We start from the raw sequence: 19,531 nt of genomic DNA, 5'->3' as shown, positions 1-19,531 counted from the left end.
CTACCGGCACCCGTTCACCAGCACCGGCAGACACACCGCTACGCGCGCATTCTCAAATGATTCCTCGATACCTGCCACGCGCGCATTTTCTATGAGTCAACGCGGGGGGTAGCGGGGGGAACACTTGCACGCTACCATTTGTGAATCTGTTACCTGCGTGCAACCCGTACGTGCGTAGGCAAATACCCGAATTATGCATTCACACCTAGCAAGTGAATCGCGTGGAGGAGAAGAATGTCACTGACGAGCATGCGTGCCGCAGTGACGTTCTCCTCACGTGAAACGAGGCTCGCGAAGTGAGTCACGACACCGCGTTCCCCCAGCAACCAGGAACGGGGGATGTCATCCCCTTGACACGCAGACTATTGCGTGAGCGCGAACGAGCAGCAGAACGCGAGAGCACGCAGCCCAACACGCAGGCCAGCACGCTGCAGTCGGTGGAGGCGCCGACAGTTGCCACGAAGGTCGCTGCAACTCCGCGGGCACGAAAAGGCCGTCGCTCGACCGTGAAGTCGAAGCGAATTCGGGTTTCTTCGGCGGCGTTTTCCGCAAGTGGTCCTCCGCGTCGCCGAGGTAAGGCGCTCGCATCCAAGGCACTATCGTGCGTCGCGATGTTGTTCGCTTGTGCAATTCTGGTCGGAGTATCAGTGCCGTCTAACGCATTTGTCGGCCCCAGCAACGTAGTGGCAATTGCTTCGGTACCTGAGGCAGACGTCGCAGAGCTCGCAGTAGAATCGCGACCGACACAGTCACTGGCAGTGTCTGATGATGTTGTTGGTGACGTAAACGGGCGCGACGGTGTCAAAGTCATCTCGTATGCAGAGGTGCTTGCGCTCAAGTTCGCGGGTGTCGAATATGCGTACAACGCCACTTCGGGCGCCATTCGCTGGCCGTTCCCTTACGCAGTGCCCCTCACCGATAGATTCGGAGACCGCGTTGGAGGGTTCCACAAGGGAACGGACTTTGCCGCCCCAGCCGGAACCCCTATTTACGCGATTGCTGATGGGTTTGTCACTTACGTGCAGGCGGACTATTCCGGTTACGGCTATCACGCGATTATTAGCCACGTTGTTGACGGCCAGCAGGTCGAGAGCCTCTACGCTCACATGGCTTCCAACTCGAGTCCGCTCCAGGCTGGCGATGCAGTCAGGGTCGGCGACTTCGTCGGGCTTGTTGGCGACACGGGGCGTTCATACGGCGCCCATTTGCACCTCGAAATCCACCTCGATGAGGTTCCCGTTGATCCCTATGTGTGGCTTACCGCGAAGGCGGTTTAGCTAATCCCATTCCCGGGTCAATTTTGACCCTAAAGCGTACTTAGCGGTGCCAATCGGATGCTAGTCTCTTACGGTGCCGATCGCGCGATATGCGCTTTTGTGTGCCCCCTTAGCTCATTGGTAGAGCACTTCCTTGGTAAGGAAGAGGTAGTGGGTCCGATTCCCACAGGGGGCTCGGTCATCCGGAAATCGGGTGCCGTGGCTGAGTAGCTCAGTTGGTGAGAGCGCACGACTCATAATCGTGAGGTCGCGGGTTCGAATCCCGCCTCAGCTACAACGGGCGGTTTCATTTTTTGAAACCGTATTCTTCATTCAATTGATTGACCGCGGAGATCTTGATGAGATCTTTCCGTTTACGGTCGATCCTGACGGCAATTTAGGTCGCGGATCCGGCCGGGGTTCTCGTTAACGACGAATAAGCCTGCTTTTGGGCAGGCTGAATTGTTTCGGTCGTGCGGCAGCGGGAGCGGTGTCTAAATTCGGGCGTTAATTACCCTGGCGGTGCGGCGGCCTGAGCGGTGACTAGGCGGGCCAGCGGGCGCTTGTTCTCGTCTTTTCGACGGCGTGCACGTATGGGCTTCTCGACGGCTTTGTCTCGGAGCTTCAGTATGAATGCCGCTATTGAACGCAGATTGAACGAGCTGATGGCGAGAGCGGTGACGAGGTAGTTCGAGCTGAATCCGCGGCCGGACCGCTTCTTGGTATTTCCGAGGTCTTCTTGATTGGCGTCTTTGAAGCGCGAGTTCGAGGCTTCGACAAGATTGCGCATGCCGTAGTGACTTGACCACTCTTCGCCCATGTAGGCGAATCGTTGCAAGTGCTTGAGCGGCTGGAGGACACGCGACTTGCCGCCGGGTTCTTTCGCCTTGACAGTTTTCTCCGGAATCAGCAGCGGAATCATGATGCTCTTCTTGCCGTCGAGCGAAGTATGCGGCACGGGGGACTCGGTTGGATAGGTGAACCGTTGGTAGCCGTCAGGGTCAGGCAGACCCTTGGCGGTCATGCGGTAGTGGCTGCGGTTCTTCAGACGAGCGAGGAGGGCGGCGCGTTTCTGGTTATAGTCGAATCGCTCGAATTCAGACCGAGATTTCTCCAATTCGACAAGGTCTTTGGTCGCGTCGATGAGTTTTTGGGGCAGGCTGCGCACGTGCCAGTTTCCATCGACTAAGTAGAGGTCTGCGTAAGCTCCTTGAAGACCTAAGTCCTTGGCTCTGTAGTCGATGACGAGTTCGACCCCGGCTTTGCGGGCAGGAATATGGAACGTCTCGATTCGACTGTTGTTGTAGGCGCGGTCGGCCATGACGAGAAAGCGGTCGAGGCCGAAGGCGGCCTTGTGACGCTCGATGAGTTTCATTCCGTGGCCTACGAGCATTCCAGGTTTATGGAAGCTGATGGCGGTGACGACGGATGGGAACAACTCGCTTTCAGATGGGCGATTCCACACGGTCGTTGCCGTTTCGACTTCGTACCCTGCAATATCAGTTTTCGCGCCTTTGCCGTCGTGCTTACCGCCGCGACGGTATCGTCCTGAGAAAGGGTCGGGGTTGCTCCGATTGAGTTCTAGGTTGGTCGGGTTTTGCCTTCCTTGCACCGCAATGAGACTTGCGTCGATGGCGCAGTTGCCTTGATATTGGCGCAGGAATTCCTTGGGCATGGTTCGCGCCGAAGCGAGTACTAGTTGGTTGCAGAGCCAGTCGATGCGGTCGAGATTCCGCTCGTGCTGTTCTTTGCCTTCGCCATGGGTGAAGTCCGCGAGTCGTGCGGCGTAGTCCCCGGCTTTCATCCTTCCGTCCAGCGGGAACGGGTAGGGGTCGATGTGGCCAAGTATTTGTTTCAGTCCGCGCCAGAAGCGGTGATACCAGTCCATCTTGTCGGATGGCTTGTTCGGGATTCCCAACAGCTCGAAGTGTTTTGTCCCAAACCGTCGGTGAAGAGTGTTCGCGATGTCCAAGTAGACGACGCCTCGTCCCATTTGAATATGTAGCAGCATGATGGGAAGGATGGCGGTCAATGGCAGGACGCGTTTACGTCCTGCCGTTGAAGTGCGAGCTTCGCCGTCCCACTGCATAATTTTTTCGTTGATTCCGGAGTTCTCGATGAGCGCGATGGAATTGCGAAGGTAAGCCAGAGACACGGGGCCCAGAGCGTGTTCGTCGTCGCGTTCCTCGGAGCTCATCCCGAACGTGTCGGCCATCCGCTGCTCGCATAGAGCGAGGGCAGCTTCGCTTGATTCAGTTCTTGTGCTCAAGGGCGCTCACCACCTCGCAGCGTCACGCGGTACTCGGCTATTGGCGCGGCCTCCACGTAGGCCAAATACTGGTTGAGGTTTTCGAATTGAGCCATGCCACCAGCACGGAGGAGCTCCTTTATTGGGGTGCCCATTCTGAGGTGGGTAGTAATCCACGTTGCGCGAAGTCGTGTGAGCACAGGAACGACTCCCATGGTTCGGTACATGAAATCGCTCACCATGTTGTTGCCACTGGGCGCACGTGGCCCGCCCCACAGCAATTCGGCATCGGGATACCCGTCGACTAGAAGCGTTGCCCACTCTTCCCATTCGCGAAGCATGGGCACAGAGCGCTCGTTTCTGCCGCGAACTCTCACGAGCACGCCGTCGTCGTCGATTGTTACGTCAGTGCGGCGGAGAGTGCGCAACTCGCCAGGCTGGAGGCCGGCTCCCACAGTGAACGCGACAAGCAGCATGCAGCGGTGGCGGGAGAGTGCAGTTTTCTGTCCTGCGGCCCACAAGGCATGGGCTTTCATTTCAGCCGCGGTGTAGGGGGCTTGTATCTTGCGCTTGTGCATCGCGGTTAGTTTGTGGGGCGAGTTGGGGAGCACGGAGGCTGAGATTGCCAGAAGCACCGAGCGGTAGGAGCCGCCAGTTCCCTCGCGGGTAAACTCGGTCGTGCAGTAGCGGTCGATGAGGGTCGGCGCGAAGATGAGCTCGGCCCGGAGCTCAAGGCCATGCTCCTCGACGCACCACATCACGAATGGTGCGGCAATGCGCATCAGCTTGCTGGCGTCGCGATTACCTGCCAGCGCTGTGGTGGTGACGGCCTCCATGACGAAAGAGCGCGCTTCATCCCACGCGAGCCGGTACTGTTTCGGCTTATAGCGCCTAGTCAACTGAGCGATGACCTCCGTGGCAGAGAGTGCCACCCCGTTGCCCGGAGCTTCGGTCTTGGGTGCTTGTTTCGTCGATGGGGTTGAGAGAGATGTGTTCATGTCCATCTCTATGCGGCGAGTTTTTCGCCGGGTGGGAGTTTTCCCGATGGAGGCTTCTCGTCCGCCTCTCGGAAGAGAGCCCGCAGTTGGTTTCGTGGCAATAGTTCATGCAAGACCCCCCCTGAGCATTTGCGGCGATAACTACCGCCACTAACTATGGCGATGGCCACCGACATTCCCGCTACGCTCGATCCATGAGCCCCCGCCCCACTCGTGCCCTGCCGGTCGAATTGTGTGCGGACTGGCCCAATGTGCCCTGTGCGGACCCGATCGCTGAACAGGCTAGACAGCTTGTGCTGAACCTTCGAGAGGCTATTGGCGAGCGCAGCATCCGCGAGATCGCGTCGGCGATCGAGGTCGACCGCGCCACGATAGGGGTAATGCTGCAAGGAAAGTCGTGGCCGGACATCGTCACGTTAGCGAAACTGGAACAACAACTGGGTCCGCTCTGGCCCAGGTCGTAGCCAGCATCGGTCACACATCCCATTGCCGACCCGAACGGGGTCCCCTCCGATATCGGATGTCAGCGATAGCCTGTGAGGGCGCACCGCGGATATCGCCACGAGTGCGTTGCTGTTGAGGAGACACGGAACGAATGGCAAGAGTCGCCGAGCTTGAAGCCCACAGGTCACTAGAAGCTAGTTCATGGGCGGTGTCTCGCTAGTGGCATCTACGGCGACGGACACACAACGCGCTGAACTACACAAGACAATCTGGCGCATTGCCAATGACTTGCGCGGCAGCGTCGACGGGTGGGACTTCAAGAGCTACGTGCTCGGGATGCTTTTCTACCGTTTCGTCTCCGCGAATCTCACCGCGTATGTCAACGCTGGTGAGCGCAAAGCAGGCAACGCCAATTTCGACTTCACCTCGTTGAGTGACGCAGAAGCAGAATTCGGCCGCCGCGAGACGGTCACGGAGAAGGGTTTCTACATCCTCCCGAGTGAGCTTTTCGTCAACGTTCACAAGCGCGCACCACAGGACGAGAACCTGAACGAGACCCTGCAACGAGCGTTCCGCAACATCGAGGGCTCGGCGGTAGGGGCAGATAGCGAAGACGACCTGAAGGGGCTGTTCGACGACCTCGATGTCAACAGCGCGAAACTCGGGCAAACGGTTGTGAAGCGCAACGAGAAGCTGGTCAAACTGCTGGCCGCGATCGCCGATCTACCGCTCGGAAATTTCGACGACAACACGATTGACCTGTTCGGCGACGCGTACGAGTACCTGATGCAGATGTATGCGTCGAGTGCGGGCAAATCCGGCGGCGAGTACTACACCCCGCAGGAGGTGTCGGAGCTGCTTGCTCGCATCACGGTGGTAGGCAAAACCGAGGTAAACAAAGTCTACGACCCGGCGTGCGGGTCAGGTTCGCTGCTGCTCAAGTTCGCAAAAGTGCTCGGCAAAGAGAATGTGCGCCAGGGTTTCTACGGGCAGGAGATCAACCTCACCACCTACAACCTGGCTCGCATCAACATGTTCTTGCACGACGTGAACTACGAGAAATTCGACATCGCTCACGGCGACACGCTGCTCGACCCGGCGCATATGGAGGACGAACCGTTCGAGGCGATTGTGTCTAACCCGCCCTACTCGATCCGGTGGGAGGGTGATGCCAATCCGCTGCTGATCAATGACCCGCGGTTCTCCCCGGCGGGCGTGCTGGCTCCCACGTCGAAGGCCGACCTAGCGTTCACCATGCACATCTTGAGTTGGCTCGCCGTGGACGGCACCGCCGCCATTGTCGAGTTCCCCGGAGTGCTCTACCGCGGCGGTGCCGAGCAGAAGATCCGAAAGTATCTGGTCGACAACAACTATGTGGATGCGGTTATCCAGTTGCCGCCCGACCTCTTCTTCGGTACCACTATCGCCACTTGTATCATCGTGTTAAAGAAGTCTAAGCAAGACAACGCGGTGTTGTTCATCGACGCTTCAGCCGAGTCTGATCGAAGCGGCAATAAGAATAAGCTCACTGTGGCGCACCAGCATAAAATTCTGGACGCCTTCACCCACCGCGTCGGTATCGACCACTTTGCCCGGCTGGTGAAGAACAGCGAACTTGCTGACAACGGCTACAACATCGCGGTCTCCTCCTATGTAGAGCAGGAGGACACCCGCGAGGTTGTCGACATCACTGGGCTGAACGCAGAGATTGCCCGAATTGTCGCGCGGCAGTCGGAGCTGCGTACCTCTATCGACGTGATCGTCGCAGACTTGGAGGGGGGCGAGTCATGAGCGAGGTACAGGACATTGTCATCTATGCGGCGCCGGGGGTGGAGCTCACGTTGCCGCTTGACCATGACCGTGAGACCGTGTGGGCCTCACAGGCTCAAATCGAGGAGCTTTTCGGTGTCGATCAGTCGGGTGTTTCGCGGCATATCCGAAATATTTTGCGGGATGATGAGGTGGATCAGGAAAGCAATATGCAAAAAGTGCATATTGCTGGTGCAGACAGACCTGTGACTCTCTATAGCCTCGATGTGATCTTGGCGGTCGGGTACCGTGCGAACTCCTCACGGGCGATTACTTTTCGCCGCTGGGCAAGCGCAACTTTGAAGCAGTACCTCATTGATGGTGCGGCACTCAACGAGCGCCGGTTGCAGCAACTCGGTTCGATTGTGCGCATCCTGTCTCGTTCGTCTGATGAGCTTGTTTCGGGGGTAGCGGATGTGCTGGCCGGCTATCTTCCTGGTCTTCAGCTTCTGCGTGACTACGACGCGGGCCACCTCGATGCCGTCGCAGGTTCGCACCCGGGGTGGGCGCTCACTATCGAAGAAGCTCGCTCGGTGATTTCTGAAGTGCGGGCCAATTTTCTTGAAGACACCCTGTTCGGTAAGGAGCGCGGTGGGGCGCTGGAGGGTGTGATCTCCGCGATCTACCAGGGGTTCGCCGGGCAGGAGCCTTACCCGACGGTTCAGTTGAAGGCCGCGAACCTGCTGTATCTGGTGGTGAAAGATCACCCGCTGTCTGACGGCAACAAGCGCAGCGCGGCCGCCCTCTTCGTCACCTTCCTGAGCCAGAACGGGATCCTGATGGATGCCGACGGCCAGCCCCGCATCTCCAACAACGCTCTGGCTGCGATCACCCTTCTGGTCGCCATGAGCGACCCGAAAGAAAAAGAACTCATGGTCGCGCTGGTTGTCCGGATGCTGTCGGAGCCCGCGCTATGAGCCGCATCGACGAGTTGATCGCGGAGCACTGCCCGGATGGAGTAGAGTTTTGTGCCCTTGGCTCGCTCGGGAAGCGGAATTCCGGCACGTCTATCACTGCCGGAACTATGAGAAAGCTTGCTGTTGATAATGGTCCAATCCGCGTTTTTGCGGGTGGCCAGACGATTGCAGATGTTGCGGAAAATGCTGTAAGACCAACGGATATCGTTCGCGAGCCGAGCATCATCGTTAAGTCTCGCGGACATATCGGTTTTGCGTATTACGAACGACCCTTTACTCATAAAAGCGAACTATGGTCCTATACGTTGAACGATCCTGCAATTGACCAGAAGTTCGTCTATTACTTCTTATTGACGCAGGTTAGAAAGCTGCAAGACCTTGCACGTGCGACTTCAGTAAAACTCCCTCAACTTAGCGTCCGAGACACGGATCTCCTGCGTATTCCGGTTCCGCCTTTGGAGGTGCAGCGGGAGATCGTGCGAATCTTGGACCACTTCACCGAGCTGGAAGCGGAGCTGGAAGCGGAGCTGGAAGCGCGGCGCCGTCAATACGACCACTACCGCCGCCAATTGCTTACGTTTGATATAAGAACCGAGTGGTTTGCGCTCAGCGACGTCGTGGATTACACCAACGGCAAAGCGCATGAGAAGTTAGCTGACCCTGACGGTCAAATACCGATGGTCACAGCGAGGTTTATTTCTCGTAACGGTGAACCGAATCGGTTCGTACGAGTAGAAGACATTCAGACGCCTGCGAACGCCGGGGATACTGCGTTAGTGCTCAGCGACCTGCCGAATGGCCGGGCTTTGGCTCGAACGTTCTATGTAGATTGCGACAACGGGTACGCGATCAATCAGCGAGTAGCCAGATTGCGTGTTAAGGATGCAGACTTCGTCGATCCGAGGTTTCTCTACCGTGTCCTCGACCGCAACCCCGGGCTGCTGAAGCACGATAACGGTGTAGATCAGACTCATCTAAGCAAGTCCCAAGTGACAGGGCTTCGTTTTCCAGTGCCATCGTTAGCGGATCAACGAGGTGTTGTGGGAATGCTGGAGAAGTTTGATGCGCTCGCAAACGACCTCAGCGTCGGCTTACCCGCAGAGCTGGCCGCCCGCCGCAAGCAGTACGAGCACTACCGTGACCGGTTGTTGACATTCAAAGAGCTGCAAGCATGAGTGAAGCCCCGGCCAAGAGGTACGACCCGATCGCAGTCAGCTCCGAGAGCACGGTCGTTGCTGAGTTCGTGTCCGACGCGTCGAGCGCGGTTGCTTATCAGTCCGAGGCGGAGCTGGAGCGGGAGTTCATTCGACTGCTTCAAAGCCAGGCCTACGAGTACCTTCCAATTACGAGCGAAGCGCAACTGGTTGCGAACCTGCGCACACAGCTCGAAGCCCTCAACAGGATCCAATTTTCCGATGCTGAATGGGGGCAGTTCTTCAGCGAGCGCATCGCCGGAGCGAACGACGGCATCGCCGAGAAGACGGTGCGGATCCAGGAAGATCACGTTCAGCTCCTGAAACGCGACGACGGCAGCACCAAAAATGTGACGCTCATCGACAAAGCGAACATTCATAACAACCGGCTCCAAGTCATCAACCAGTACGAGATCAACCAGGGCGACGGCGCTGAGACGCTGCGCGGCGCGGCACGCTCCACCCGGTACGACGTCACAGTGTTGGTGAACGGGCTGCCGATGGTCCACATCGAGTTGAAGCGGCGCGGGGTCGACATCCGTGAAGCGTTCAACCAGATCGGCCGCTACCAACGTGACAGCTTTTGGGTTGGTTCCGGGCTGTTCGAGTACGTGCAACTGTTCGTCATCACGAACGGCACGCTCACCAAGTACTACTCGAACACGACGCGGCGCGAACACGTCAAAGAGGCCACCGGCACTAAGCGGGCACGCAAGACCTCCAACTCATTCGAGTTCACCTCGTGGTGGGCGGATGCGCACAACAAGCCCATCCAAGACCTCCCCGCGTTCGCTAAAACCTTCTTTGCCAAGCACAGCCTGCTCAACGTGCTCACCAAATACTGTGTGCTCACCGCCGACCGGATGTTGCTCGTTATGCGCCCGTATCAGATTGTGGCCACCGAACGCATCTTGCAGCGCATCGACATCTCCACCAACTACAAGAAGCTCGGCAGCCTGGATGCTGGTGGTTATGTGTGGCACACCACCGGGTCCGGAAAGACGCTCACCAGCTTTAAAGCTGCTCAACTGGCGTCGCGTGTGCCGAGCGTCGACAAGGTGCTGTTCGTTGTCGACCGGAAAGATCTCGATTATCAGACCATGCGCGAATACGACCGGTTCGAGAAGGGTGCTGCGAACTCCAACACGTCCACGGCGGTGTTGAAGAAGCAGCTCGAAGACCCGTCCGCGAACATCATCATCACCACTATCCAGAAGCTCGCTAACTTCATCGCAGCCAACACGGGTCACGCCATCTACGGCGGGCACATCGTCATCATCTTTGACGAGTGTCACCGGTCCCAGTTCGGCGATATGCACACCGCCATTACGAAAGCTTTCAAACGGTACAACCTGTTCGGATTCACCGGCACCCCAATCTTCTCCGTCAACGCCGGAGCCGGAGGCAACCCGCAACTGAAAACCACCAAGCAGGCGTTCGGAGAGAAACTGCACACCTACACAATCGTCGATGCCATCTCAGATAAGAACGTGTTGCCGTTCCGCATTGACTACGTCAACACCATCAAAGTCGGTGCGGTCGTCGACAAGCAGGTGTCCGCCATCGACACGGAGCGGGCCCTCCTCGCCACCGAACGCATCAGCAAAGTCGTCGACTACGTTCTCGAACACTTCGACCAGAAGACGAAGCGGACCCAGCACTACACGCTCGAAGGTAAACGGTTGCGCGGCTTCAACGCCCTCTTCGCGACCGCATCGATTGAGGCCGCCAAACGCTATTACGACGCCTTCATGGGCGCCCAGAACCAGCTCGCGTTCGACCAGCCCGGATACCAAAAGCTCAAGATCGGCATCATCTACAGTTACGCCACTAATGAGGCGGAAGTCGACGGGCTGCTCGACGAAGAAGAATTCGAAGCTGGACGGCTCGACCAGAGTTCACGGGACTTTCTCGACGACGCTATCGAGGACTACAACGAGACTTTCGGCACCAGCTACGACACCTCCGCAGACAGCTTCCAGAACTACTACAAAGACCTCTCGCTAAGGCTGAAGAACCGTGATATCGACTTGGTCATCGTGGTCAACATGTTCCTCACCGGCTTTGACGCCACCACGCTGAACACGCTCTTTGTGGACAAGAACCTGCGCGCCCATGGCCTGGTTCAAGCCTTTTCGCGCACCAACCGCATCCTCAACTCGGTAAAGACCTACGGCAACATCGTCTCGTTCCGAAATCTGGAAGAGCAGACCAACGACGCAATCGCCCTATTCGGAAACAAGGATGCGGGCGGCGTGGTGCTACTCAAGCCCTACGCCGAGTACTTCACCGAGCATGCCGAGAAAGTGACCGAGCTGTTAGAGAAGTTCCCGCTCGGTATGCCGATCGTGGGAGAGTCAGCACAGAAGGAGTTCATCGCCCTGTTCGGAGTGATCCTGCGCCTACAGAACATCCTCACTTCCTTCGATGAGTTCGCCGGTCAGGAGATGCTCACCGAACGGCAAAGCCAGGACTACCGAAGCGTCTACCTGAACCTGTGGGCCGAGTTCCGACGAGACACGGATGCCGAGAAGGAGTCGATCAACGACGACGTCGTGTTCGAGATCGAACTCATCAAACAGGTCGAAATCAATGTCGACTACATCCTCATGCTGGTGCAGAAGTATCGCGCCGAACGCGGTGACGGCGACGACACCGAAATTCGGGCGACCATCACCCGAGCGGTAGACGCCTCCCCGACGCTGCGGAACAAAAAGGACCTCGTCGAAGCATTCGTCGACTCGCTGTCAGCTACCGGTGAAATTGATGAACAATGGCGAGCCTTCATTGAGTCTCGGCGCGCGGCTGAGCTGGATGCAATCATCCTGGCCGAGGGTCTCAAACCGGAGGAGACGCACGCGTTCATCGAGAGAGCCTTCCGCGACGGCGCAATCCAGACGCAAGGCACCGCCATCACTAAGGTGCTGCCGCCCGTATCCCGGTTCTCGGCCGAAGGCGGCCACGGCGAGAAGAAGCAGCGGGTACTCGGTCAGCTTGGGGCGTTCTTTGAGCGGTTCTTCGGGCTGAACTAAAGCGCGGTCTCTCAGGGATTCAGCACGGTCGGTGCCGTAGTAATTACTCGGGGCCTGATTATAGATCTCTTACATAGGTAGCGTTAGAGTACCGGCATGGACGCCTCGAATTGGATCAACCTGGGTCTGCTTGTTCTCACTGCGGCTGGCCTTGTTGCAACTATTATCCAGGCAGTTGCCGCCAGGCGCGCCAGGGACGAGGCCACAGAATCCAGCATCAGCGCAGAATGCCATGAGAAGAAAGCTCTAGCGGCATCACAGCGTTCTGCCGCTGCATCCGAAGCGGCCGTCGCAGAACACCGTCGTGTGGCAACCGCGCTTGAGCGGCAGGCATCCCTGGCAGAGAAGCAAGCGAAGCGTCAAGATCCGTGGACGCTTACAGCACTTGGCGATGAGTCCATGGATCAGCTATGGCGCGTGACCAATTCGACGGGTGAGAACGTGCAACACGTCAGCATCAGCACACCTGCTGGGTTTGAAGAGAATTGGATAAAGCCGGCTGCGGAATTTTGGGATGAGGTAGCGAACGGCGACAGCATCGAGTTCACCTTCGTGCGAAGACTCAGCTCACCCAACACGCGCACCATCTGGGTTTTCTGGACACCGGCAGATGGTTCCAAGCAAAAACAGTTCACTCGGTCGATCCCTTAGCCTTGATTTGCCGGTTGTCGTTGACGACGCAGTAGCTATGCGCCAGGGCCGACCCGGAGTGCCGAGGTATTCCTGCGTGTTAGTAGGGAACCAATCGCTGAGGCTAGTCTCGTCGTGATTGCGAAAAGCGGGGTCGAAGGTCAGCGGCTCCTGTTCCGGAAACGCCCAATATCCTGAGTCATTTTTCAGAACGACCGCTGCCCCTCGCCGTCCGGGGCCGCCTTGAATGAATCCTCGACGCGATAGGTGTCTTTCACAGCGTCGTAGCGCTGCTGAGAATGAGCACTGTGGGACTTAATCATGAGCTGTTCTTCGCCTGCGAGCCCTTGCCGCCGGCCGGTCGGGCATTTGAGCACAACGGCTACCGTTTCGAAATTCTCTGCATCGGTGATCAACACATCGAGCCGAAGCGATGGCTTCCCTTGGGGGATGCTTTTCAAGCCTGACCTCCGCATGGGAATAGAGTTATTGCGACTCTCAGGCGAACTACGGGCCGTTGATGTCCCGGTGAATCCGATACCTCGTCCACCGCGAATCTCCGATGACTCATTGTCCTACTTCTACCCCGCGATACTGTGCGTATAGAGGCACTTTATCGGTCAGTGCGTTTTGCTGGCATAGCGCGCCCCAAACCAAGTCCGCTGGCGATGCCCGTCGTGCAGGCTTATTCGGCTTTAGGAGAGTAAATGTCCCGCACCTACTCGGCCCGTAATCTGCGCAAGTTTGATCGAAACATCTTCGCGACCGGCTTGCCCTACGCTGATCGTGTCCTGGAGACAGTGCCTTTCTGTTGGATGTGCCCGGCAGTGATTGGCAACCGCACACGAGAGCACGTATTTGCTCGAAGCCTCTTGCGCGAGTTTCCGCCCGAACTAACCATCGTTTCACCTATTCGCTACACCTCACCTGCCCTCGGCTCGCTCGTCGCAAGCAGTCGTGGTGAGTTTCCGGCCTCGGCGCTCGTCGCCGGCGCCGTTTGTGCTACCTGCAACAACGGCTGGATGTCGCAGCTAGAAATGGATGCACGACCCTACTTGCTCGACAAGGTGGCGGCTGTGGAGGGGGCAGCGATCACGATTCTTGCGCGGTGGCTCGCAAAAACCGCCATCGTTATCAATATTTCTCAGCCCTATCGGCTGCTCTGGTCCAGCGATCGGCGACATCAGGTACAGACACGTGTGCCAGACAACCTCGCTATTTCGTTGTACCGCGTTCCCGTACCTGATCTGAATTGGGCACAAGGCGCGTCAGTCAGCATCACGGTGCACCACCCGGATCTCGACGCGGTCAAAATCGGTAATCTCTCGACCAATCTCACTCACCTCTGCCGTATTCAGGTTGGGACCCTTGTCGGCGTGGTGGTTGCGTTCCCTTGGCAACTGGCCGCAAGCACTTTGCTCATGCCTGGTCAGATTCTCTGGTCGCGCGGCACTGGTTTTGAGGTCGATCTGAGGGCCCTTCCCAGTAAGGACGAACCTTTTGGCGCACCTCCACAATTCGACGTGGTGACGAATGCGTTCTGGGCGGGTAACTGATTACCTAGAGGCTGCGCCGGCTCGCTTTCGACCCGTGGTCGGCTAGGACGGGACGCCACGTGCCCGGCCAACACGGCGCACAAGTGACATAACGAGTGTTACCGGCAATAGGGGACCGGTTAGATATGCGGTAAGCGTTGACTCGGAGTGCTCTACCCGTCTTTCGTTTCATCTCGAATTGAGCTAGCCCGGCGAGCATTCCGGCTCGAAGCTCTCCGTCTGTTGTTGCTAGGTCAATCTCCCCATCGACTGTGACTAGACGTATCCCAGATTCAGCTAGCACCATGAGGTCTTTTGGGGAGCGGAGGAGCGTATACAGGTCAACCGTGATAACAACGTCAGCATCTGACTTGAGCACGTCTATCCAGGCTCCTTTACGTTCTTTGGAATCAGATACAGCATTGTCTGTGTGCTCTGAAATTACTGTGTACTCTCGACTTTCCACCATGGCACGGCAACGCGTCCGTTGCCGAACGGTTCGCCCGCATTCTCCTTTTAACCGTAAGCATAGATAGCGACTTTCACTGGCTATCCATCAACGGTTATGACTCCAGGTTACGACAGCGCAACCGGTTGATGGCCGCAGGCAGCGCCGCCGTGATGGTCACCGAGGCCGGCGGCGCTCAGGATCGCTGAACACCGCGACCGCGCCGCCGCGCTTGCACGCCCGGTCGGCGCAGTCCCAGGGCCTGTCACCAGTGCGGCATCGGCAGGTGCCCACTGCTTCATCCGTGAGCACCGCGCAACCCTCATCGCCGACGCCGAGCAAGCGGCCGAATTCTAACCAAGGTGGGCCGGCCCGCAAGGGCAGGCCCACACCCGCCGCGTGACACAGTCGAGGATCCCGCGCACGGGATCCGGCGTTTTGTTGCGGCCGCTCTGGCGGGCGGTCAACAAAACTCCCCACCCATCGGCCACGCACCTATCGACACGAATTCAGGTGCACAGGTGTGAAGCAGACCAAGAACCGGGAGGGGATGGCTAACCCTCAGCCTCGAAGGGGCCGTCCACGCCAGCGATCCGATGAACGCGGCAGCCGTAGGCGATGCTGATACTGTCAACGGTGGCCAGCAACTCAGCATCGAGTTCGAGGCCACAGGCCGGGCACCGACGCCCGGCCCGCCCGATCCCGCTGTCAAAGTCCATTTGCACGCGATCGTGGTCCGCCGAGCAGCATCCCATAGGCCACAAGTCGATCGATGGCGATTCGCGCGGTCGGCCCGCTGCGCCGTAGAGGGCAGCGATGGCCGATTCAGTAATCGTCGTGCCGGCCATATCGGCTCCCTCGAGGATTCGTGCGCGCAGCCTCTCGTGGGCCACGTAGAGGAGCATGCTGGTTTGTTCGATGAGCACACGCACCTTCCCCTCCGCGGCTCGAATTGTTAGACAACATGGCAGATTGCTTGACAATCACTGAGAGCGATTAGGGGACGAGAACCAATTTCCCGCGCACATGGCCAATGTCGAGAATCTCGTAGGCGCGGCGGAACTCCGCAAGGGCGACCCGCTCCTGGATCGGTATCGCGAGCTCGCCCCGCTCGACGAGGGAGGCGAGGGAGGCGAGGACCTCGGGATCGGGAATGCCGCGACCGACGTGCCTCACACCGAACCGCGCGGCGTGGCCTGAAAGGGAGTTGATGCGGTGCGGTGCCACGCCCAGTTCGAGCCCAGCGGCAACGGTCTCACTTCCCTGTAAGTCGAACACCAACGTCACGCCGGCGTGACGCAGCCGGGACGCGAGATCAGGGCCGTAGCAGACAGGTTCCACGCCGAGAGTCGCGAGGTAGTCGTGGTTGCCCTCGCTTGCGGTGCCGATCACTCTCGCGCCGAGGCGGAGCGCAAGCTGCACCAAGATGCCCCCAACCCCGCCAGCGGCGGCGCTCACCAGCAAGGTGTCCGAAGCATCGATGCGTTGCGAGGCCAGGGCATCCCACGCGGTCTGGCCCGCGAGCGGTATGCACCCAGCTCGCGCCCAATCCAACTCCGGAGGTTTGTGCGCGAGCGACGCGACGGGTACAACCACGTCGTCGGCGGCCCCGCCCGTTGCCACGGCGCCAAGCACTTCGTCGCCCACGGAGAAGCCGGTCACGCCGGCACCGAGCGCACTGACGACTCCGGAAACCTCGCGGCCAACGCGGGAGGGCAGTGTCACGGGATAGCGGTCGGAGTAGAGCCCGCTGCGAATCTTCGAGTCGACCGGATTGACTCCCGCCGCCCTCATTGAAACTAGCACCTCGCCCACACCGGGTTCGGGCACCGCCATCGATACTACGTCGAGTATTCGCGGCCCGCCGTGCTCACGGAACAACCCCGCGCGCGACATCCGTGGAGTCACGCGGATGCGGGGACCGCGTCTGGATCGTTCTGAATGAAGCCAGCGAAGGCTACCGTTGCGGCGCGGGCAACGTGCGCTGCGAGTAACTCCGCAACGTGATCGGCTTCGCGCGCGCGCACCGCGACAACTACTTCCTCGAGCTCTTCAATGGTCTCCGGGAGGCGACCGGGCTGAGCGAGCGACATGCGGCGCAGAATGGTCGTTCGGTTGTTGAGCTGGGTGAGCACCTGAGCGATCACAGCGTTGCCGCAGCCTTTGAGGAGGGTTTCGTAGAACGTGTTCTTGGCGGTGAGCAGCGCATAGGGATCGGACTTGACCTCTAAACTGCGCAGAGCCTGAACATTGCGATCGAGTTCATCAATCTGCTCATCCGTCGCATTGAGGGTGAACCCTCGCCCGGCGCTGGCTTCAAGCAGCTCGCGAACCACGTAGATATCGCGCGCGTCCTGCTCGGTGATGATCGCCACCGAAGGGCCCCTGTGGAGGACGTTGGAAATGAGCCCTTGCGCCTGCAGCTGCTGGAGCGCTTCGCGCAGGAGCGTGCGGCTCACGCCCAGGGTGCCGCACAGGTCGCGTTCGACGAGTTTCTGACCAGGTTCGAGAGTTCCGTACAGGATAAGGTCACGGATGCGATCGACGACCATCTGGCGCAGGGAGACCCCTTCGCGCTCGATAGGCAGAACTGGTCCTTGCGGCATGCTGTGTTTTCCCTTGCTTGAGGTCGTGCTCGTTCTAATTTTCACTGGCACTGCACCGATTTACAAGCCTCGGCTTGACCAAAGTATAGCGGAGAGTATGATTGTCGAACAATCTGTCAATCGAAATCTATTTGCCGGTTCGGCCGGGGCAAGGAACGCACACGTGACCACCGACAGCGACGTCAGCACAATCGAGAGTCCCCATTCTACCGTCGGATTCGTGGGCCTCGGCCAGATGGGATTTCACATGGCCCACCGACTGCGTGAAGCAGACGTCGAGCTCATCGTCTTCGATGTGGATACCGCGCGGGCGAACGAATTCATCGAGCAGCACGGAGGCGCAGTCGCGCGGGAAGCAGGCGACTGGGCGTGCTGTGATGTCGTGCTTCTCATGCTCCCCAACTCTGCGATCGTCGAAGACGTACTCGACGGCGAGATCGGCTCGGCGCTGAGCCCAGGCGCCCTCATCATCGACATGAGTTCGAGTGAACCGGTACGCACGCGCGCACTGGCGGCCGCTCTCATGGCCAAAGGGCTCCGGATGCTCGATGCCCCGGTTTCGGGCGGAGTCAAGGGTGCCAGCGAGGGCAGACTCTCGATCATGGTGGGTGGTGCCGCAGTTGATCTCGCCCAGGCTCGACCGCTACTGGAACTCCTGGGCTCCAAGGTCTTCCACGTCGGTGGGCCAGGCACTGGCCACGCGGCGAAGGCGCTGAACAACATGGTCTCCGCAGCCACGTTTTCCATCACCGCGGAGGCCCTGCATGTGGGCGAGCGGTTCGGCATCAACCCGGGCATGCTCAACACCATCCTCAATGCGTCATCGGGCAGGTCAAATACCTCCGAGAACAAAATCGAGCAGTTCGTGCTGAGTGGCACGGAAGGTTCGGGATTCAGCCTGCGGCTCATGGCCAAGGACGTGCACATCGCGACCGATCTCGCCAGACAGGTCAAATTTCCCGTGCCCATTGGTGATGCCATCGACTCGGTTTGGTCGACCACGGCGAACGACATCGAGCCGAGCACCGACCACACGGCGATGTACCGCCTCCGTTCGTAGCTTCCGACTATCAGTTCCACCAATCAAAGGAGATAACAGTATGAGAGCCAGCGATATTTCGCGCTATGTGCGCGACAGTGCGATGGGTGACCCGGAGTTCGCGCGTTTGATGCGGTACTTCACGGGCACCATCAAGATCGGTGTCGGTGACGACGACGCGGCATTCCACTTCGCAGACGGGGCGCTTACCGCTGACGAGTCGGTGCCTGCCGACGACGAGTCCGAGATTCTGGCGCGCGGTACACACGAGCACTGGGATCGAATGCTCGAGGGGCACCCCATCCCGTTCTATCAATGTCTACAGACCACGTCGATCCGCCACGGGCTGTACCTCAACAATACAAGCGAGCTCTACGCGTACCTGCCTGCGCTCAACCGACTGACGAGCCTGCTGCGCGCAGAGAGCGTCCGCACCGAGGGGGCTGTGCTGTGACCGCCAGGCATGAGGACATCACCGGACGTTATGTCTACCTGACCGTGGAAGGCGTCGAGTACCGCATCTACTACGAGGAGGCGGGGCAAGGCATCCCGTTAATAGTTGGCCACACCGCCGGCTCGGATGGGCGACAGTACCGCCACCTGCTCAATGATCCCGAGGTCACGAGTCGCTTCCGGGTCATCGCGTTCGACCTGCCCTTCCACGGTAAGTCGCTGCCACCTTACGAGGTTGAGTGGTGGACCGAGGAATACGCGATGACGAAGAGCCAAATGATGGCATTTCCGAACGAGCTCGCAAAGGCGCTCGAACTCGACCGCCCCGTCTTCATGGGAAGCTCGATGGGCGGTCATCTCGCCATAGATCTGGCGTCGAATTTCCCGGACGGCTATCGCGCCACGATTTCTGTCGAGGGCGCGCTGCGCTCAGCGGCGGAGTACGTGGAAGTCGGGATGGATGGCATCCGGCGCGAATTCGACAACCCCAATGTGTCGCGCACCTCCACGGGCGCCGCGATGCTCCTCAACATCTCGCCGTACTCGCCCGAGCGTAACGTTAGGGAGATCCAGTGGGAGTACGCGTGCGGAGGACCCGGCATATTCGCGGGAGACCTCTTCTACTACTACTATGACCACAATGTGAGTCCAGAAGAGGCAGCGGCCATCGACACCAGCCGCTGCATGCTGTACTTTCTCACCGGCGAGTACGATCCGAACACCTCGCCCGCCGACACGCAGAAGATCGCGGATCTGGTGCCGGGGTCGAAGTTCTCGCCTATGGAGAAGTTGGGGCATTTCCCCGCCACGGAGGACTACGACCGTTTCCGCAACTACCTGCTGCCGTTCCTCGAGGAGATCGTCGAGCGGGGCTAGACCAAAACACCAAGTGCCCCGCCGGGCGACTGGCGGGGCACTTGGTG

At 58.9% G+C, this 19,531-nt stretch carries 18 protein-coding genes and 2 tRNA genes; 13 read left to right on the top strand and 7 right to left on the bottom strand.

All coding sequences use genetic code 11. The features are described 5' to 3' along the window. The first annotated feature begins 296 nt into the window (after positions 1–296). From ABD112_RS12185 to ABD112_RS12175, 3 genes are all read left to right on the top strand, one after another. Positions 297–1,277 (top strand): M23 family metallopeptidase, encoded by a 981-nt coding sequence (locus ABD112_RS12185; protein WP_343926224.1) that lies wholly within the window; start codon positions 297–299, stop codon positions 1,275–1,277. 103 nt (positions 1,278–1,380) lie between these two features. Continuing rightward, a tRNA-Thr gene (locus ABD112_RS12180) sits at positions 1,381–1,452 on the top strand. Positions 1,453–1,477: 25 nt separating this feature from the next. Next, positions 1,478–1,551 (top strand) — tRNA-Met (locus ABD112_RS12175). A 216-nt stretch (positions 1,552–1,767) separates the two neighbouring features. Here the strand turns inward: ABD112_RS12175 and ABD112_RS12170 are convergent. Both ABD112_RS12170 and ABD112_RS12165 read right to left on the bottom strand, forming a co-directional pair. Then, on the bottom strand, positions 1,768–3,525 hold the full coding sequence (locus ABD112_RS12170; RefSeq protein ID WP_343926222.1) for a hypothetical protein: 1,758 nt from the start codon (positions 3,523–3,525) through the stop codon (positions 1,768–1,770). Continuing rightward, positions 3,522–4,502: a hypothetical protein gene (locus ABD112_RS12165; protein WP_343926220.1), complete on the bottom strand. Its 981-nt coding sequence runs from the start codon at positions 4,500–4,502 to the stop codon at positions 3,522–3,524. The genes ABD112_RS12170 and ABD112_RS12165 overlap by 4 nt, the downstream gene beginning before the upstream one ends. A gap of 194 nt (positions 4,503–4,696) precedes the next feature. Between ABD112_RS12165 and ABD112_RS12160 the strand changes: the two genes are divergently transcribed. From ABD112_RS12160 to ABD112_RS12135, 6 genes are all read left to right on the top strand, one after another. After that, positions 4,697–4,966, top strand: coding sequence for a helix-turn-helix domain-containing protein (locus ABD112_RS12160; protein ID WP_141989941.1), 270 nt, complete (start codon positions 4,697–4,699; stop codon positions 4,964–4,966). Between the two features lie 181 nt (positions 4,967–5,147). Further along, the gene (locus ABD112_RS12155) at positions 5,148–6,737 is read left to right on the top strand and encodes a type I restriction-modification system subunit M (RefSeq protein WP_343926217.1); all 1,590 of its coding nucleotides are present in this window, start codon (positions 5,148–5,150) and stop codon (positions 6,735–6,737) included. Continuing rightward, on the top strand, positions 6,734–7,672 hold the full coding sequence (locus ABD112_RS12150; RefSeq protein WP_343926215.1) for a type II toxin-antitoxin system death-on-curing family toxin: 939 nt from the start codon (positions 6,734–6,736) through the stop codon (positions 7,670–7,672). Before ABD112_RS12155 ends, ABD112_RS12150 begins: the two co-directional genes overlap by 4 nt. Beyond that, positions 7,669–8,847 carry a restriction endonuclease subunit S gene (locus ABD112_RS12145; RefSeq protein WP_343926213.1) on the top strand — a complete coding sequence of 393 codons (1,179 nt, stop codon included), beginning with the start codon at positions 7,669–7,671 and terminating at the stop codon, positions 8,845–8,847. The genes ABD112_RS12150 and ABD112_RS12145 overlap by 4 nt, the downstream gene beginning before the upstream one ends. After that, positions 8,844–11,897: a type I restriction endonuclease subunit R gene (locus ABD112_RS12140; protein WP_343926211.1), complete on the top strand. Its 3,054-nt coding sequence runs from the start codon at positions 8,844–8,846 to the stop codon at positions 11,895–11,897. Before ABD112_RS12145 ends, ABD112_RS12140 begins: the two co-directional genes overlap by 4 nt. A gap of 96 nt (positions 11,898–11,993) precedes the next feature. After that, a complete protein-coding gene (locus ABD112_RS12135) occupies positions 11,994–12,548 on the top strand; it encodes a hypothetical protein (protein ID WP_343926209.1) in 555 nt (184 codons plus the stop codon). Between the two features lie 185 nt (positions 12,549–12,733). Here the strand turns inward: ABD112_RS12135 and ABD112_RS12130 are convergent, their stop codons facing one another. Beyond that, complete coding sequence (locus tag ABD112_RS12130) at positions 12,734–12,988, bottom strand: hypothetical protein (protein WP_343926207.1); 255 nt, start codon at positions 12,986–12,988, stop codon at positions 12,734–12,736. 246 nt (positions 12,989–13,234) lie between these two features. On the opposite strand from ABD112_RS12130, the gene ABD112_RS12125 reads away from it, so the two are divergent. Further along, positions 13,235–14,083: a hypothetical protein gene (locus tag ABD112_RS12125; RefSeq protein WP_343926205.1), complete on the top strand. Its 849-nt coding sequence runs from the start codon at positions 13,235–13,237 to the stop codon at positions 14,081–14,083. Positions 14,084–14,087: 4 nt separating this feature from the next. Here ABD112_RS12125 and ABD112_RS14645 read toward each other — a convergent pair whose 3' ends face one another. From ABD112_RS14645 to ABD112_RS12110, 4 genes are all read right to left on the bottom strand, one after another. Further along, entirely contained in the window at positions 14,088–14,615 is a 528-nt protein-coding gene (locus tag ABD112_RS14645) for a recombinase family protein (RefSeq protein ID WP_425563839.1), read from the bottom strand. 449 nt (positions 14,616–15,064) lie between these two features. Further along, complete coding sequence (locus ABD112_RS12120) at positions 15,065–15,442, bottom strand: hypothetical protein (protein WP_343926203.1); 378 nt, start codon at positions 15,440–15,442, stop codon at positions 15,065–15,067. Positions 15,443–15,506: 64 nt separating this feature from the next. Then, on the bottom strand, positions 15,507–16,346 hold the full coding sequence (locus ABD112_RS12115; protein WP_343926226.1) for an NADP-dependent oxidoreductase: 840 nt from the start codon (positions 16,344–16,346) through the stop codon (positions 15,507–15,509). 68 nt (positions 16,347–16,414) lie between these two features. Beyond that, positions 16,415–17,116 carry a GntR family transcriptional regulator gene (locus tag ABD112_RS12110; protein ID WP_343926201.1) on the bottom strand — a complete coding sequence of 234 codons (702 nt, stop codon included), beginning with the start codon at positions 17,114–17,116 and terminating at the stop codon, positions 16,415–16,417. Between ABD112_RS12110 and ABD112_RS12105 the strand changes: the two genes are divergently transcribed. From ABD112_RS12105 to ABD112_RS12095, 3 genes are read left to right on the top strand one after another with little or no spacing between them, the layout of a single operon-like run. After that, positions 17,046–18,176 (top strand): NAD(P)-dependent oxidoreductase, encoded by a 1,131-nt coding sequence (locus ABD112_RS12105; protein ID WP_343926199.1) that lies wholly within the window; start codon positions 17,046–17,048, stop codon positions 18,174–18,176. The genes ABD112_RS12110 and ABD112_RS12105 overlap by 71 nt on opposite strands. Before the next feature lie 40 nt (positions 18,177–18,216). After that, positions 18,217–18,609, top strand: a complete 393-nt coding sequence (locus ABD112_RS12100) for a hypothetical protein (RefSeq protein ID WP_343926198.1) — start codon at positions 18,217–18,219, stop codon at positions 18,607–18,609. Next, positions 18,606–19,484, top strand: a complete 879-nt coding sequence (locus tag ABD112_RS12095; protein ID WP_343926196.1) for an alpha/beta fold hydrolase — start codon at positions 18,606–18,608, stop codon at positions 19,482–19,484. The genes ABD112_RS12100 and ABD112_RS12095 overlap by 4 nt, the downstream gene beginning before the upstream one ends. The last annotated feature ends 47 nt before the right edge of the window (positions 19,485–19,531 follow it).

The sequence above is a fragment of the Rhodoglobus aureus genome (genome assembly GCF_039527955.1).
Lineage (GTDB): Bacteria > Actinomycetota > Actinomycetes > Actinomycetales > Microbacteriaceae > Rhodoglobus > Rhodoglobus aureus.
The sequence above is the reverse complement of the archived record's forward strand: the minus strand, read 5'-3'. Positions and strand labels throughout refer to the sequence as shown.

What these genes read in the sequence shown, in the direction of transcription:
- ABD112_RS12165 (WP_343926220.1), bottom strand. Translation starts at nt 4,502, where the DNA reads ATGAACACATCTCTCTCAACCCCATCGACGAAACAAGCACCCAAGACC.
- ABD112_RS12160 (WP_141989941.1), top strand. Translation starts at nt 4,697, where the DNA reads ATGAGCCCCCGCCCCACTCGTGCCCTGCCGGTCGAATTGTGTGCGGAC.
- ABD112_RS12155 (WP_343926217.1), top strand. Translation starts at nt 5,148, where the DNA reads ATGGGCGGTGTCTCGCTAGTGGCATCTACGGCGACGGACACACAACGC.
- ABD112_RS12150 (WP_343926215.1), top strand. Translation starts at nt 6,734, where the DNA reads ATGAGCGAGGTACAGGACATTGTCATCTATGCGGCGCCGGGGGTGGAG.
- ABD112_RS12145 (WP_343926213.1), top strand. Translation starts at nt 7,669, where the DNA reads ATGAGCCGCATCGACGAGTTGATCGCGGAGCACTGCCCGGATGGAGTA.
- ABD112_RS12140 (WP_343926211.1), top strand. Translation starts at nt 8,844, where the DNA reads ATGAGTGAAGCCCCGGCCAAGAGGTACGACCCGATCGCAGTCAGCTCC.
- ABD112_RS12135 (WP_343926209.1), top strand. Translation starts at nt 11,994, where the DNA reads ATGGACGCCTCGAATTGGATCAACCTGGGTCTGCTTGTTCTCACTGCG.
- ABD112_RS12125 (WP_343926205.1), top strand. Translation starts at nt 13,235, where the DNA reads ATGTCCCGCACCTACTCGGCCCGTAATCTGCGCAAGTTTGATCGAAAC.
- ABD112_RS12115 (WP_343926226.1), bottom strand. Translation starts at nt 16,346, where the DNA reads ATGGCGGTGCCCGAACCCGGTGTGGGCGAGGTGCTAGTTTCAATGAGG.
- ABD112_RS12105 (WP_343926199.1), top strand. Translation starts at nt 17,046, where the DNA reads ATGCGATCGACGACCATCTGGCGCAGGGAGACCCCTTCGCGCTCGATA.
- ABD112_RS12110 (WP_343926201.1), bottom strand. Translation starts at nt 17,116, where the DNA reads ATGCCGCAAGGACCAGTTCTGCCTATCGAGCGCGAAGGGGTCTCCCTG.
- ABD112_RS12100 (WP_343926198.1), top strand. Translation starts at nt 18,217, where the DNA reads ATGAGAGCCAGCGATATTTCGCGCTATGTGCGCGACAGTGCGATGGGT.